Source organism: Microbacterium ureisolvens (genome assembly GCF_015278315.1).
GTDB lineage: Bacteria > Actinomycetota > Actinomycetes > Actinomycetales > Microbacteriaceae > Microbacterium > Microbacterium ureisolvens.
Genome location: NZ_JADIJE010000001.1, coordinates 382,790 through 399,006, shown reverse-complemented (window position 1 = coordinate 399,006; position 16,217 = coordinate 382,790). Strand labels below are relative to the sequence as shown.

Genomic DNA, 16,217 nt, shown 5'->3' with positions numbered 1-16,217 from the left:
CCCGCGGCGGACGAGCCGTGGCGGGGCGCCACAGACCCAGCGGTGAACCCACGGCGGTCACCGGGTCAGGACTCGGCGCGCACCGCCTCGGCGACCGCCTCGAGGCCTGCCAGGGTCTCGGCGAACGAGGTCGACAGCGGGGAGAGGCCGATCCGCAGCCCGCCGGGGTCGCGGTAGTCGGGGATGACGTCCTGCGTCCACAGCCGCGCGGTGACCGCGCGCATCGCGGGGTGCGACAGCGTCACGTGTCCGCCGCGGGTCTGCGGGTCGCGCGGCGACGCCACGACCACCCCGAGCGGCGTGAGCAGCTCATCGGACACCTGCACGGCGAACTCGGTCAGGGCGATCGACTTGTCGCGCACGGCCTGGATGCCGACGTCCTCGAGGAGGGCGAGCGTGTCCTGCATCGCGAGCATGCCGACGATCGGCGGCGTGCCCGACAGGAATCGCCGCATGCCCGCGGCCGGCCGGTACTCCGGCCCCATCGCGAACACGTCCGCGGCGCCCATCCAGCCCTGGATCGGCTGAGCCAGGCGGTCCTGCAGTCTCGCCGCCACATAGGCGAACGCGGGCGAGCCCGGTCCGCCGTTGAGGTACTTGTAGGTGCAGCCCACCGCGAGGTCGAAATCCCAGGCGTCGGCCTCGACGGGCACCGAGCCGGCGGAGTGACAGAGGTCCCACACGACGAGCGCGCCGGCGTCGTGTGCGATGCGGGTGAGGCTCGCGGCATCCGCCAGATATCCCGACCGGTACGCGACGTGCGAGAGCAGCACCACGGCCGTCGCGGGGCCGACCGCGGCCTGCAGGAGGTCGGCCGACACGCCGCCGGCCAGGTCGACGCCCACCCAGCGCACCCGCCCGCCCCGCTCGGCGGCGATGCCCTCGACGAGGTAGCGGTCGGTGGGGAAGTTGTCGCGATCGACGACGATCTCCACGCGCGCGGGATCGGCCGCCACGGCCGCATCGAAGGCGGCCCGCACGAGCTTGTAGAGGAGCACCGTGGTCGAGTCGCCGATGACCGTCTGCCCGGCGGCCGCCCCGATGGCGGCGCGCCCCAGCGTGTCGCCGATGTCGAACGGCAGCTGCATCCACGACTCGTCCCACCCCCGGATCAGCCGCCCGCCCCACTCGTCGCGCGCGAATGCCGCGAGGCGGTCGACGCTGGCGCGCAGCGGGCGGCCGAGCGAGTTGCCGTCGAAGTACACCAGCGACGTCTCGGCACCGACGAACGCGTCGCGATGGGTGCGCAGCGGGTCGGCGGCGTCGAGATCGGATGCCGTCGCCGCGAGCCGCGCCCGGGTGCCGGTGCGCTCTTGCGCGGTTCGGGGCGCGTCCGGTGCGTCACGGGCGTGCACCGCGCGCCCCGAAGAGTCTTCGCGCGCCCCGAGCGCTGCAGCGACAGGGTCAGAGGTCGTCATGGACCAGCTCCTCGGTGGGGACGACGGTGGCGGCCCGCAGCCACTCGGGCACATCGTCGAGCCGGGTCGGGGGCGGGCCGGGCACGAACGTGCTCACGCCGGACGGCCGTTCCGCCGCCGGCCAGGGGTCGGCCATCGCGGCGACGAGCGCCGCACCGCGCACGCCGGCGCGGTCGAGCGCGGCGACCTCGGCGGGATTGACGCCGATCGGCTGATCGCCGTTGCCCAGGTCGGTGCCGTACAGTACGCGGCCGCCGGCAGCGGCGAAGCCCGCGAGGTTCACACGGGCGAACTCGGCGGCCTCGGCGTCCGCGTCGTGGATCGCGAGCGTCGAGATCCACACCTGTCCCGACGAGATGGCGTGGGCGGTGAACGTGCGGCCGACGAACTCGTCGAACGGCGTGTGCGCGAACCCGTCGACCCCCGCGTCGAGCGCGAGCCGCGGCATTCCGTCGCCCTCCGCATGTGCGACGACGGGCAGACCGCGCTCGCGTGAGAGCTCGACGACGGCGGCGAGCGTCGCGGCGTCGAAGACGGGTCCGGCGGTGCTGTTGAGCGAGACCTTGATGACGGATGCCCCGAACGACGCCTGCTCGTCGACCGCTGTCGCCGCGCCGCCGGGGACGCCCGGGTGGGTCGAGGGATCGCTGATCTCGCGGGCGATCTCGGCCGGCGCCCACGATCGCCCGACCGGATACCCGCCCGGCGCGGTGAGGAACGCGCCGGCGTATGCCACGCGCGGAATGCCGTGGTTCTCGCGCCGCGCGAGGGCGACCGGGTCGCCGCCGAGGTCGACGACTCCGGCGATGCCGCCCGCGGCAAGCCCGGTCTCGTCGATGAGGTGCAGATGCACGTGGTGGTCGATGAAGGGCGGCAGCGAGACGCCGTGCTCGCCGGTGATGGCCCGCCGGCAGAGGGCGGCCTCGGGGCCGAGCAGAGCCCGCAGCGCTTCGGGATCGTGCGACATCACAGCTCCGTCCGCACGGCGTACAGCTCGGGGAAGAAGGTCAGGTCGAGTGCCCGCTGGAGGAACGGCACGCCGCTCGAGCCGCCCGTGCCCGTCTTGAGGCCGATGATGCGCTCGACCGTCTTGAGGTGGCGGAAGCGCCAGAGCTGGAAGTTGTCCTCCAGGTCGACGAGCTCCTCGCAGGTCTCGTAGGCGGCCCAGTGGGCCTCAGGGTCGCGGTAGATCTCGGTGAACACGGGGACGAGCTCGGGGGAGTAGGTCCACGCGGTCGTGACGTCGCGCTCGAGCACGTCGGCCGGGATCGGGTAGCCGGAGCGCGCCAGCAACCGCAGGAACTCGTCGTAGAGGCTCGGCTCCTCGAGCGCGGTCTTCACCAGCGCGTGGGCGGACGGGTCGGACGCGAAGACGCGCAGCATGCCGGCGTTCTTGTTGCCCAGCGTGAACTCGACCGCGCGGTACTGCGCAGACTGGAACCCGCTCGCGTTGCCCAGCACGCCGCGGAACTGCCCGTACTCGGCGGGGGTCAGGGTCGCCAGCACCGACCACTGCTCGGTGAGCGTCTTCTGGATGTGCTTGACGCGCGCGATGCATTTGAGGGCCGGTGCGAGCTGGTCCTCCCGCAGCAGCCGGCACGCGGCGCCGAGCTCGTGCAGCACGAGCTTCAGCCACAGCTCGGTGGTCTGGTGCTGCACGATGAACAGGAGCTCGTCGTGGTGCTCCGGATCGCTGAGTGGTCGCTGCGCCGACAGCAGCGTCTCGAGGTCGAGGTAGCCGCCGTAGCTCATGCGGTCCTCGAAGTCGGTGACGACGGATCCCTCGATCGCCCGGGTATTGCGTTCGACGCTCACGGCCTCAGCCTAATGAGGACGGATGCCGCGCCGTCAGGCCTGTCGCGCGCCGAGAGCGCACCGATTGCGCGTCTGCGGCGGCGGGGCGTGCAGTTCGTGCGCCCTCGACCGGGAGGTCAGAGGAGGGCGAGCTCGCGGAGCTTGGCCTCGACGTCCGCGTTCGACGGCTCCACGTGGTGGGAGGCGTCGGGGTACACCACCACCGGGATGTTCGTGCGACCGGAGATGTCGCGGGCGACATCGGCGGCGGCCGGGTCGGCGACGAGGTCGACGTAGGTGTACGAGATGCCGAGCTCGTCGAGCTGCTTCTTCGTGCGGATGCAGTCGCGGCACCAGTCCGCGCCGAACATGGTGATGGCCGTGGGGGAGGAAGTCATCCGTCTATTCTCCCCCGCGCATCCTGGGTGAGGGCCGGGCGCCGGGGGCCGACGCAAGGCGCCCGGTAGCAGCCGCCGGACGGTTCGCCGGCGTCTCCGGCGCACCGTGTGCTCCTGTGCGTTTCCTCCGTTCACCAGCTCGTCGGCTTGGGCGGCTGGTAGGCCCAGACGTCGAAGAACATGGTGAGGTCCTGGTCCGAGATCTCCTCGGAGAGTGCGATGAAATCGGCCGTGGTCGCCGTGCCGCCGGCGAAGCGGGCGACCCACTCCTTGGCGATGTCGAAGAACGCGTCGTCGCCGATCTTCACCCGAAGCGCGTGCAGCAGGGCGGCGCCGCGGGTGTAGACGGGTGTGCCGAACAGTCCCGTCGGCCCGGGGTCGGCCAGCACGGTGTTCCAGGGCGCCTGCGAGGTCGAGGCCATGACGGCGTCGAACCGCGCCTGCGCGGTCAGCCCGCCGTTGTGCTCGGTCCAGATCCACTCCGAGTACGTCGCCCAGCCCTCGTTCAGCCAGATGTCGGCCCACCGGCCCGGGCTGACCTGGTTGCCCATCCACTGGTGCGCCAACTCGTGGGCGACGGTGCCGAGTCCTGCCGACCCCGAGAAGAAGGATCGGGTCTGCGTCTCGAGGGCGTACCCCACCGAGTCGTTGTCGACGATGGCTCCGTAGGAGACGAACGGGTAGTCGCCGTACAGGCCCTCGAAGAGCGTCAGCATCTCACCCGTCCGCGCGAGATTCGCGTACTGGTTCGGCTGGCGCGTCACGTCGACGGCATCGACGATCGGTGTGCCGTTCGGGGCCGTGTACTGTTCGAGCCGGAAGTTGCCGACCGTGGCGGTGGCCAGGTAGGCGGCCATGAGGTCGGGGGCGTTCCAGTGCCACGTCGTATTGCCGTCTGCCGTCTCCGATCCCTCGAGCAGACCGTTGGCCACGGCGACGCTGCCCTGCGGCACGGTGATCTCGAAGCTGTACGTGGCCTTGTCGGTCGGATGATCGCTGACGGGGAACCAGGTCGACGAGCCGTCGGGCTCGCTCACCACCATCGCGCCGTCGCGCGTCGTCACCCAGCCGTACAGCTCGCCCTCGATGTCGACCGGGCGCGTCGTCGTTCCGCCGTACGACACGACGACCGTCGCCGCCTGGCCGGCTTTGAGCTTCGGGCGCGGCGTGATGACGAGTTCGCCACCCTGCTGTGCGAACGCCATGCTCTTGCCTTCGACGACCACCGACGAGACGGTGAGCCCGCGCAGGTCGAGGTTGAAGCGGTCGAGGTCGGCGGTCGCCACGAGGTCGATCGTCGCGACGCCGGTCAGCTGCCCTTCCAGGGGTGCGGGCGCCGGCGCCGGGAGCGTGTAGTCGAGATCGAGGTCGTAATGCTGCACGTCGAAGCCGCCGTTGCCCGCGAACGGGAAGTAGGGGTCGCCGGCGCCGTCGGCACCGGGTGCGTACCGGGGTCCGGGGGAGTCCGGCGCGGCGGTGGCGGCGCCGGGGCCCGCGAGGGAGGCCAGCACCACCCCGGCGACGACGCAGGCGACGGCGGTCGGCCGTGCGGTCCTCGAGTGCGAACGGCGGGTCAGACGTACGGGCACGGCATCCTCCTGCGGGCTGACAGCGTTGTGGACGCCAGCATGCTCGGCTTTCCGCCTCATGTCGAGGCATCGGGTCGATACATCTCCGGGGCCGCGGTCCGCGGGCGTACGTCTCAGCCCGCTTCACGCCCCGTTCATGTGGGCGTGCGAGGATGATCGGCAATGCAGCTGTCTATCGTCGTCCCGACGTACAACGAGGCTCCCAACGTCGCGGAGCTCGTCCGGCGCGTCACCTCGGCGCTGGCGACCGTGCCCGGCGGCATCGACGCCGAGATCCTGTTCGTCGACGACAGCACGGATTCCACGCCCGACGTCGTCCGCCAGGTTGCGGCATCCGCTTCTCTTCCCGTCCGGATCATCCACCGGGACGAGCCCACCGGCGGTCTCGGCGGCGCGGTGCTGGAGGGGCTCACGGCCGCGGAGGCCGACGCGTGCCTCGTCATCGACGGCGATCTGCAGCATCCGCCCGAGAAGATCCCGGAGATGTGGCAGCGGTTCGCGGCCGGCGACGTCGACGTCGTGATCGCCTCGCGCTACGCCGGCGGCGGCACCGCCCACGGGCTCGCCGACCGCACCCGCGTGATGGTGTCGAAGGCCTCGACGGCGCTCACCCGCGCGATGTTCCCGATCCGGCTGCGCGACGTGACCGACCCGATGACGGGCTACTTCCTCATCGACCGCCGCAGTGTCGACCAGGCGCTGCTCCAGCCTCGCGGCTTCAAGATCCTGCTCGAGATCCTCGCGCGCCGGCCGATGCGGGTCGCCGAGGTGCCGTTCGACTTCGCCGACCGGCACGCGGGCGAGTCCAAGGCGTCGGTGCGTCAGGGGCTGCACTTCCTCGCACAGCTGACCGCGCTGCGCTTCGGCAAGATGTCTCTCTTCGCCGTCATCGGCGGGCTCGGCGCGATCGCCAACGTCGCGATCGTGTGGGCGCTCACACAGCTCGGCGTGGACTACATCATCGCCGCCGTCATCGCCGCCGAGGCGACGATCATCGGCAACTTCCTGCTGCAGGAGCGATTCGTCTTCGACGACATGCGCGAGAACGCGTCGGGCGTGTGGCTGCGGTTCGCCAAGTCATTCACCTTCAACAACGCAGAGGCGCTCGTGCGCATCCCGATCGTGGCTCTGATGGTCTCAACGGGCCACATCTCGGCGGTCGTCGCCACCGCGATCACCCTCGTCCTGGCATTCTTCGTGCGCTTCCTGTTCCACTCGCTCGTGGTCTACGCGCCCCGCAAGCCCGGCGTCGAGCCGTCGCGTGCGCGGCGCATCATCGAGGAGATCGACGAAGAGGTCATGCAGCCCGGCGAGCTGTAGTGAACGGATGCCGCAGCCCGCGGCATCCGTGAAGCATCAGAATCGGCAGATCGATGCGTGAGACTCCTCTCACACCCCGTGAGATTGCTCTCACAGACCGGAGCCCTCGCTCGCCCGCGTGCGAGCCTGAATGGGCCGTCGGATTCCCCCATCCAGTTCGGCTGTCCGAATGACTCGCGAGTCCTGCCGCAACATCCCCGAGGAATCCACCCGACGATGATGAGCCGATTCAACGCCGCCCCTCCACGCTCGCTTCGGCGCGCACTCGCTGTGCTGCTCGCGCTGGTGCTCGCCGTGACGGGCGTGACGCTCGCCGCCCCCGCTGTTGCGGCGACGACGGAGGCGACATTCTTCGGGACCGAGAAGCCGGCCATCACCGCATTCGACGACAGTGGTGCGGTCGAACTCGGTCTCACGATCGTACCGGCCGTCAGCGGCACCGTTTCGGGGATCCGCTTCTACAAGGGAGTCGGAAACACCGGTACCCATACCGGGAGCCTGTGGAGCGCGTCCGGGCAGCGCCTCGCGACGACGACGTTCACCGAGGAGACCGCGTCGGGCTGGCAGGTAGCACGATTCAGCACACCGGTGACCGTCACGAAAGGCACCAGCTACGTCGCGTCCTACCACGCGCCCCGAGGGCATTACGCTGCCGCGACGTCGGCATTCACGAGCGCCGTGACCCGCGGCGACCTGACCGCACCGGCGAACGCCGGGGTCTATGCCTACGGTGCGTCCCGCTTCCCCTCGTCGACCTACCGGGCTTCGAACTACTACGTCGACGTGCTGTTCACACCCGCTGCGGCGCCTGCAGACACCGTGGCACCCGTGATCAGCGCGGTGTCGGCATCCGGGGTCACGCAGACCAGCGCCACGATCTCGTGGACGACGAACGAGGCGGCCAGCACTCAGATCAACTTCGGCACGACGAGCGCGTATGGCAAGACCACGACGCTGGACTCGACGATGGCGACGGCGCATCGGCAGACGATCTCCGGTCTCGCCGCCGGTGTCACCTACCACTATCAGGTGCGCTCCGTCGACGCGGCGGGAAACGTCACCGTTTCCAAGGTGGATCGGACCTTCACGACCTCCGCGACGACGACGCCCGCGCCGCCCGCGACTCCGAGCCCGCCTGCGGGTTTCCAGCCGGGCAACGCCAGCGGCGCCGTGCCCGTACCCGCTGGCATGGGCGCCGAAGATGCCAGCCGCCCGACCGCCGTCGTCGGAACGGGCACCGCCGCGAGCTGCACATCTGCGGCCGTCGTCGCGGCGGTCGCTGCCGGCGGCGTCGTGACGTTCAACTGCGGGTCGAGTCCTGTCACGATCCCGCTTTCGCAGACGCTCAAGATCCGCAACAGCACCCAGAACCTCGTGATCGACGGGGGCGGACTCGTCACGCTGTCGGGTGGTGATGTGCGGCGCATCCTCTACATCGACACGTGCGATTCGTCGCTCGGCTCGGTGCCCGGCAACTGCCTGTACGCACCTGCGTACCCGCGCGTGACCGTCCAGAACATCACCCTCGCAGACGGCAACGCCACCAACGAGTCGTATGTGTCGCCTGGTGACGTCAACCAGGGCTCCAACGGCGGCGGCGCGATCTTCGCGCTGGGCGGCCGACTGAAGGTCGTCAACACGATCTTCACCGGCAACACCTGTGCGCCCAACGGGCCGGACCTCGGCGGCGGTGCGGTAAGGGTCCTTGCCCAGCACTCGGCGACGCCGAACAGCCTGGACCCTTCGCAGGCGGCGATGAACCAGGATCCTGTCGTCATCGTGAACAGCACGTTCGGCGGCGCGGCGGGGAAGGGCAACAGCTGCTCGAACGGCGGCGCGATCAGCGGTCTGCGGACGCCGATCACCATCGTCAACAGCCTGCTGACGGACAACAGTGCCGTGGGGTGCTGCGCGAACCCTCCGAAGCCCGGGACCCCCGGCGGCGGCAGTGGCGGGGCCATCTACACCGACGGCGGCACGTATGATGTCCGCATCTCGGGCTCGCGCATCGAGCGGAACTCGGCCAAGGCGGGCGGCAGCGCCATCTTCTACGTCAGCAACAGTCGCACCGGGCGCCTCTACATCGACCAGACGACGAGCAGCGGAAACACGTACGCCGCCAGCGGCCAGCCGACGCCGCAGAGCTTCGAGAACTACCCGGGCATCTTCTACTTGGGCAGCGGCAACCCGTCGTTCACCAACTCCACGATCAAGTGAGCTCCGGCCGGAGGGTCTCGCCCTCTTGAAGGTACCGCTCGCCCGACTCGGGGCACACCCACGCGTCACCGTCCGCGATCAGCGGCTTGCCGACCCGGCCGACCCACCCGACGCGGCGCGCAGGCACGCCCACGACCAGAGCGTATGGCGCGACATCAGTGGTCACCACCGCGCCGGCGGCGACGAGCGCCCATTCCCCGATCGTCACCGGGGCGATGCAGACGGCCCGCGCGCCGATCGAGGCGCCGTCGCCGATCGTGACGCCGACCGCATGCCAGTCGTCCGCGCTCTTGACGGAGAGGTCAGGGTTGGCGGCGCGCGGAAACTCGTCGTTGGTGAGCACCGCGGCGGGACCGACGAAGACACCGTCGCCCAGGCGTGCGGGCTCGTAGACGAGCGCGTAGTTCTGCAGCTTACAGCTGCTTCCCATGACGACACCGGGGCCGACGTATGCTCCTCGGCCCACGTTGCAGTCGGCGCCGAGCTTGGCGCCCTCGCGCACCTGGGCGAGGTGCCAGACGCGCGTGCGCGGGCCGAGTTCGGCGCCGGCGGCGACATCGGCGGATGCCTGTATCACGGGTGCATCTGACATCGATCTGCTTTCTCACATCGGCCGGAGCGGGGTGTGTCATGAGCGAAGTATCAGCGGCGACATCCGCTGCTCCCTCAAGAGTGGGTAAAGGTGCCAAGCTCACCCTGCGCGCAGGGATCGCATGAGGATATACTGCCCGCGGGAATACCCGGATCGCCGTGTCATTGGGGAATGTCGGCGTGCGATGCGGGCTCATTCGCGACCGGGGTCGCAACGGAAGATGGCCGCGACGTCGGCGGGGACTGGGGATCATGACGAATACAGCTATGGGGACGGTCGGAGTTCGTCGACGCTGGTCCAGCCGCGCACGTATCGGGACGTTCGTCGCGATCGTGGCTCTGGTCGCGACGGCGTTCGTGGCCTTCGAGCCGACGCCCGTCGCCCAGGCCGCGAGCCCGTGCGGTGCGAGCATCAACCCCATCGTGTGCGAGAACCAGAAGCCCGGCACCGACCCCGAAGACTGGGACATCTCCGGGGCCGGCGACTCCAGCATTCAAGGCTTCGCGACCGACATCAGTGTGAACGCCGGGTCGAGAATCGACTTCAAGATCGACACGGATGCCCGCGCATACGACATCGACATCTATCGGACGGGCTGGTACCAGGGTCTGGGTGCCCGCTTCATCACCTCCGTTCCCGTCACCGCGCAGCTTCCGCAGAATCAGCCGGAATGCATCTCCGATGTGACGACGGAGCTCTACGACTGCGGCACGTGGGGGGTCTCCGCCTCCTGGAACGTCCCGGCGGATGCCGTGTCCGGCGTCTACGTGGCCAAGCTGACGCGCGCCGACGACGGCGGCTCCAGCCACATCATCTTCATCGTCCGCAAGGACGGCAACACCTCCGATGTGCTGTTCCAGACGTCCGACACCACCTGGCAGGCGTACAACACATACGGCGGCTCCAGCTTCTACCAGGGCGCGGCGCTCGGCCGCGGATACAAGCTCAGCTACAACCGGCCGTTCAACACCCGTCGCCCCGACACCGCCCGCGACTTCTACTTCAGCTCCGAGTTCGCCACCGTACGCTTCCTGGAGCGCAACGGCTACGACATGAGCTACATCGCCGGCGTCGACACCGACCGGCGCGGCGGCGAGCTGCTCAACCACGACGTGTTCCTGTCCGTGGGTCACGACGAGTACTGGTCCGGCGCTCAGCGCGCCAACATCATGGCCGCGCGCGATGCGGGGGTCAACCTTCAGTTCCTGACGGGCAACGAGGGCTACTGGCGCACGAGGTACGAGCCCGCCGCCGACGGCTCGAACACCCCTTATCGCACGCTCGTCTCGTATAAGGAGACGTGGGCCAACGGGAAGATCGATCCCGCCCCGGAGTGGACGGGGACATGGCGTGACCCGCGGTTCGCCGACGCGACGAAGGGTGGCCATTCGCCCGAGAACGCCCTGACCGGGACGATGTACTTCGTCAACGACGACGACCTCGCCGTGACGGTGTCTGCCGCCGAGGGCAAGTACCGGATGTGGCGCAACACGAACCTGACTTCGCTCGCCGCAGGGACCACGGCTGCGCTCGCCCCGCACACGGTCGGCTACGAGTCCAACGAGGTGTCCGACAACGGGTTCAGTCCCGGAGGCCTCATCCGGCTGTCGACCACGGTGGGCCCGACACCGCAGTACCTCACCGACTACGGCAACACCGTCGTCCCGGGAACCACCAGGCACAACGTCACGCTCTACAAGGCGCCCAGCGGTGCACTGGTCTTCTCCGCTGCGAGCATCCAGTGGGGCTGGGGTCTGGACCAGGAGCATGACGGCGCCGGCGCTCCCGCCGATCCGCGAATGCAGCAGGCGCAGGTCAACCTGCTTGCCGACATGGGAGCCCAGCCGGGATCGCTCATGACCGGGCTCGTCGCCGCCACCAAGAGCACCGACGTCACGGCGCCGACGACGACGATCACCTCCCCCACCGCTGACCAGACCGTCGCGAACGGGACGTCGGTCACCGTGACCGGGACCGCCTCGGACAGCGGCGGCGGCCGCGTCGCTGGCGTCGAGGTCTCGACCGATGGCGGTGCCACGTGGCGCCCGGCAGTCGGAACCGACACCTGGACCTACACGTACGTGCAGCAGGGCAGCGGAACCGCCTCGATCATCGCCCGTGCGATCGACGACAGCGCCAACTTCTCGGCTGCAGGGGTCAAGCGCACCGTGACGGTCACCGGGCCCTTCAGCGCGCTCGGCGACATCGTTCCGGCGATCCCGTCGGCCAACGACACCCAGGCCGTCGAACTCGGCCTTCGCTTCGTGCCGGACTTCGACGGGTACGTCGCGGGTGTGCGCTTCTACAAGGGCTCGACGAACGTCGGGACTCACGTCGGTGCTCTCTGGAACTCGTCGGGCGCGCTGCTGAACAGCGCGACTTTCACCAACGAGTCGGCGACGGGCTGGCAGTCGGTGCAGTTCACCTCTCCGGTTCCGGTGATCGCGGGGCAGACGTACACGGTCTCGTACACCGCGCCGAGTGGTGGCTACTCCGTCGCCGAGCGCTACTGGCCGTATTCGGCGCGGGCCTCCTCGCCCGTCACGGTGACCTCGGCCGTGGGTGCAGCGGCGCCGGGCGTGTACGGCAGCCCGGGACGATTCCCCACGAACGCGTGGAAAGAGACCAACTACTTCGTCGACGCGATCTTCACCAAGTCTGACACATCGCCGCTGCGGGTGCAGGAACGCGTCCCCGCCGCCGGCGTCTCGAGCGTGTCGCCCTCGACGCCGATCAGCGTGGTGTTCACCCGTCCGGCCGACCCCGCGACAGTACAGATCACCGTCGCCACCGCAGCAGGGGCGGCCGTCAGCGGTGCGGTCTCGTACGATGCGGCGTCTCGCAAAGCGACGTTCACGCCGGCGGCCGCACTTCAACCCAGCACGAAGTACGTCGTCACACCCGCCGCGGTGGATGCCAACGGCGTCGGCCTGGAATCCGGGGCAGCGTGGTCCTTCACGACTCGTGCGGAAGACCGCCCGGTGGGCGACTGCCCGTGCTCCCTCTTCTCGGAGAGCCGCGTTCCCACCGTCGTCTCCGCGGTGGACAGCGCGCTGGTGACGCTGGGCGTCAAGTTCAGCCCTACGACCGCCGGTGTCGTGAGCGCGATCAAGTTCTACAAGGGGTCGGCGAACCTGGGTTCTCACACCGGCGCGCTCTGGTCGGCGGACGGGACGAAGCTCGCATCGGCGACCTTCACGGACGAGTCGACGCAGGGCTGGCAGATCGCAACGCTCGACAAGTCCGTGACGGTGCAGCCGGGCGTCACCTACATCGCCTCCTATGTGGCTCCGCAGGGCCGGTACTCGGCGACGTCAGGCGCCTTCTCCGCGGCGTACTCGCGAGGACCCCTCACGGTGCCGGCGGGCGGTGCGGTCTACACCTACTCCAGCGGGTTCCCGACCTCCTCGTCGTCGACGGACTACGGGGTCGACGTCGTGTTTACCCTGCCCACCGATGTGCCGACGATCACCGAACGCACACCGGCACCTGAGGCCGTCGACGTGGCCCCGGGCACTACTGTCACGGCGACGTTCGACGAGGGTGTCCAGACCGGTTTCACCGGGTCCGTGCGGGCCGATGGCGTCGAGGTGGCAGGGGCCTGGGGGGTGAGCAACGCGCAGAAGACTCTCACGTTCACGCCGGCATCCCCGTTCCTCGCCGGCGCGCGCGTCGCCGTAACGCTGTCGGGCGTCAAGAGCGCCTCCGGGACGACCGCGAGTCCCTTCACCTGGTCGTTCACCGTCGGCGGCGGTGATCCCGCGGTAAGTCTCCTCGCCACCGGCGTGCCCGCCTCTGTCGACGGTGACACCTCCGCGGTGGAGCTCGGAATGGCCTTCACCGCCTCCGAGGCAGGGCAGATCAGAGCACTCCGCTACTACAAGACCCCGGGGACGACCGGTGTCCACACCGGCTCGTTGTGGGGCCCCGACGGACAGCGGCTCGCCCAGGTGACCTTCGCTGCCGAATCAGCGTCCGGGTGGCAGCGGGCGGTGCTCAGCACTCCCGTCGCCATCGTCCCCGGCGGGACGTACCTGGTGTCCTACTACTCGCCGAACGGGCGCTACGCGTACACCTCCCGGGGTTTCAGCACCCCGGTGACGAACGGACCGCTCACTGCCATCAGCCCCAACAACGGTCGCTACCGGTACGGCACTGGCGGCGTCATACCGACGTCGTCGTACAACTCCACCAACTATTTCGCCGACGTCGAGTTCGTCAAGGACACCGGCCCCGCCATCGCGGTCGCCTCGGTGTCCCCGGCGAAGAACTCCACGGATGTGGCCATCACCAGCGATGTGGCCGCGACGCTCACCGGCGACCCGGGAACCCGCGCCGTAGCGCTGACCGTGGTCGGCCCCGATGGAGCGGTGGCCGGAACATCCACGTTCGATTCGGGAAGCAGGCGCATCACCTTCGACCCGACCGAACGACTCAAGTCGGCCACCGAGTACTCGGCGACTGTCACTTCCGACGGTGCAGCGGTGGACACCTGGACGTTCACGACAGCCGGCGGCACCCAGACGCTGTTCGGAACCGCCACGCCGCGCAGCACCGTCCCCGACACGGACCCGGTCGAGGTGGGTACCCGGTTCCAGGTGGCCGAGCCCGGCGAGGTGACGGCGATCCGCTTCTACAAGGGCACCGGCGCGACCGGCGCACACCGCGGAACACTGTGGGATGGCGCGGGCAACCCGCTCGCGCAGGTCGACTTCGTGAACGAGACGGCGGACGGATGGCAGCGTGCCGCGCTTGCTGAGCCGGTGGCGGTCGAACCCGGCACGGTCTACACGGTCTCGTACTTCGCTCCGAGCGGTCGCTACGCGTACACGCCGTCGTACTTCGCGCAGGAACGGACGGTCGGCTTCATCACCGCTCCCGCGACGACCAACGGGCGGTTCCTGTATTCGCCGACCGGCGGTTTCCCCGTGACATCGTTCAACGCGACGGCGTACTTCGTCGATGCCGAGATCGACTTCGACGGACCGGATGCTCCACCCCCGGCGCCCACGCTCACGAGCTTCGCACCGTCCGCCGGCGCGACCGGTGTCGATCCCAACGCGCTGGTCGTCTCGGCGAACGTCGCCGACGCCTCGAGCGCATCGCTCACCGTCTCGGACGCGAGCGGCGCGGTCCCCGGTGCGTCGAGCTTCGACGAAGGCACCGGTGCGGTCGTCTTCACGCCGACGGGCCCATGGCAGCGGGGGCGCACCTACAGTGTCGCGGTGACGGCGAACGGCGCGCCGGTCGCCGATGGGGCCTGGTCCTTCACGACGCGCGCCGCCGTGACCGTCGGCTCGACCTCGCCATCCGCCGGTCAGACGAACGTGGCGCTCGACACGACCGTCTCGGCCACGTTGACGAACGCCTCCTCGGCGAGCCTGGCGCTGTCGAGCGCCGGCACGCCGGTCGCCGGCACGTCGAGCTTCGTCGCGGCGACGGGCGTCGTCACGTTCACTCCCTCGACGCCGCTGGAGCCGGCTCGCACGTACACCGCATCGGTGACCGCCGACGGCTTCGCGGTGGGCAGCGGCTGGTCGTTCACGACCATTCCGAACCCGTCGCTGACCGCGAAGACCCCCGCCTCTGACGCCACGAACGTGGACCCGGTGACCGCGGTGGTGTCGGCCACGCTCGCCTATGCCTCTACCGGCGCGATCACCGTCACCTCGGGTGGTGCGGCGGTGGCGGGGACGTCCAGCTTCAACGCATCGACTGGTGTGGTCACGTTCACCCCTACGGCCGCGCTGCAGCGGGCGAGGACGTACGCGGTGACGGCGACGGCCAACGGCGCGGCGGTGACCGGGGGGACCTGGTCGTTCACCACCCTGCCCAACCCCGCGATCACGGCGAGGACTCCGGCATCCTCCGCGACCGGGGTCTTGGTGAATGCGCCGATCTCCGCCACGATCTCGAACGTGTCCTCGGCCGCGATCACCGTCACCACGGGCGGAGCTGCCGTGGCCGGATCCTCCAGCTTCAATGCCGCGACCGGGGTCGTGACCTTTACACCCGCGGCGGCGCTGGGCTTCTCGCGCACCTACTCGGTCACCGCGACGGCGAACGGCGGGGCGATCTCGGGAGGCGCGTGGTCGTTCACCACGATCGCGCAGGCGACGCGGTCCTCGAGCTCGCCGACGCCCAACGCCACGAATGTCAACCCGACAGGTCGCACCATCACCGCCACGCTGTCGAGCGGGGCTCAGGCTGGTGCGATCACGCTGGCACAGGGGACGACGAACGTGCCGGGCACGTCGACGTACAATGCCACGACGCGGGTCGTGAGCTTCGCTCCGACGGCGACGCTCGACTGGACGAAGTCCTACACGGCGACCGTGACGGCCAACGGAGGCGCGGTCTCCGGCGGGACGTGGTCCTTCACGACGATGGCGAAGCCTGACCAGGTCAGCCTCTTCACCACGGGCACGCCGACGAGCGCGAACACGTCGACGGTTCAGAACATCAATGCGGGCACGCGCTTCAAGACGAACGCACCGGGGGTGGTGACGGCCATCAAGTTCTATAAGGGCGCGCTGAACGTCGGCACGCATACCGGCTACCTCTGGGACGCGACGGGTCAGCGACTGGCTACGGTCACATTCACCGGCGAGAGCTCCTCCGGCTGGCAGACGGCCACGCTGTCGACGGCGGTCCGTCTCACCGTCGGCGCGGAGTACCGGGTGAGCATGTACAGCACGTCCCGCGTCTACGCTTCGACGTCGGGCGGACTGAGTTCCGTGGTAACGAACGGTCCGATCTCGACCATTGCGACCGGTGGCGCCTACTCTTACAGCACGGGGTATCCGAGCACGACGACGACCACCAAGCTCTGGGTCGACGTCGTCTTCGACCCCGACAACTAGTTCTACGGGTTCGTCAGCAGTGACTA

General features: G+C 69.5%; 9 protein-coding genes. 3 read left to right on the top strand and 6 right to left on the bottom strand.

The features are described 5' to 3' along the window. Positions 1 to 65: 65 nt before the first annotated feature. The 5 genes from IM767_RS01660 to IM767_RS01640 form a co-directional block, all read right to left on the bottom strand. Positions 66 to 1,418, bottom strand: coding sequence for a kynureninase (locus IM767_RS01660; RefSeq protein ID WP_239453231.1), 1,353 nt, complete (start codon positions 1,416 to 1,418; stop codon positions 66 to 68). Further along, the gene (locus IM767_RS01655; RefSeq protein WP_109209669.1) at positions 1,405 to 2,385 is read right to left on the bottom strand and encodes an amidohydrolase family protein; all 981 of its coding nucleotides are present in this window, start codon (positions 2,383 to 2,385) and stop codon (positions 1,405 to 1,407) included. Before IM767_RS01655 ends, IM767_RS01660 begins: the two co-directional genes overlap by 14 nt. Beyond that, a complete protein-coding gene (gene kynA, locus IM767_RS01650) occupies positions 2,385 to 3,233 on the bottom strand; it encodes a tryptophan 2,3-dioxygenase (protein ID WP_109209668.1) in 849 nt (282 codons plus the stop codon). Before kynA ends, IM767_RS01655 begins: the two co-directional genes overlap by 1 nt. A gap of 116 nt (positions 3,234 to 3,349) precedes the next feature. Next, positions 3,350 to 3,610: a glutaredoxin domain-containing protein gene (locus IM767_RS01645; protein WP_109209667.1), complete on the bottom strand. Its 261-nt coding sequence runs from the start codon at positions 3,608 to 3,610 to the stop codon at positions 3,350 to 3,352. Between the two features lie 131 nt (positions 3,611 to 3,741). Continuing rightward, a complete protein-coding gene (locus IM767_RS01640; protein ID WP_239453230.1) occupies positions 3,742 to 5,199 on the bottom strand; it encodes a M1 family metallopeptidase in 1,458 nt (485 codons plus the stop codon). A 162-nt stretch (positions 5,200 to 5,361) separates the two neighbouring features. Here IM767_RS01640 and IM767_RS01635 point away from each other — a divergent pair, with 162 nt between their 5' ends. Together IM767_RS01635 and IM767_RS01630 are read left to right on the top strand one after the other, a co-directional pair. Further along, positions 5,362 to 6,519, top strand: a complete 1,158-nt coding sequence (locus tag IM767_RS01635; protein WP_109209665.1) for a glycosyltransferase — start codon at positions 5,362 to 5,364, stop codon at positions 6,517 to 6,519. A 216-nt stretch (positions 6,520 to 6,735) separates the two neighbouring features. Beyond that, entirely contained in the window at positions 6,736 to 8,736 is a 2,001-nt protein-coding gene (locus IM767_RS01630) for a DUF4082 domain-containing protein (RefSeq protein WP_109209664.1), read from the top strand. Here IM767_RS01630 and IM767_RS01625 read toward each other — a convergent pair. Continuing rightward, a complete protein-coding gene (locus IM767_RS01625; RefSeq protein ID WP_109209663.1) occupies positions 8,729 to 9,328 on the bottom strand; it encodes an acyltransferase in 600 nt (199 codons plus the stop codon). The genes IM767_RS01630 and IM767_RS01625 overlap by 8 nt on opposite strands. Before the next feature lie 251 nt (positions 9,329 to 9,579). On the opposite strand from IM767_RS01625, the gene IM767_RS01620 reads away from it, so the two are divergent. Then, positions 9,580 to 16,191, top strand: a complete 6,612-nt coding sequence (locus tag IM767_RS01620; RefSeq protein WP_109209662.1) for a DUF4082 domain-containing protein — start codon at positions 9,580 to 9,582, stop codon at positions 16,189 to 16,191. Positions 16,192 to 16,217: the final 26 nt, after the last annotated feature.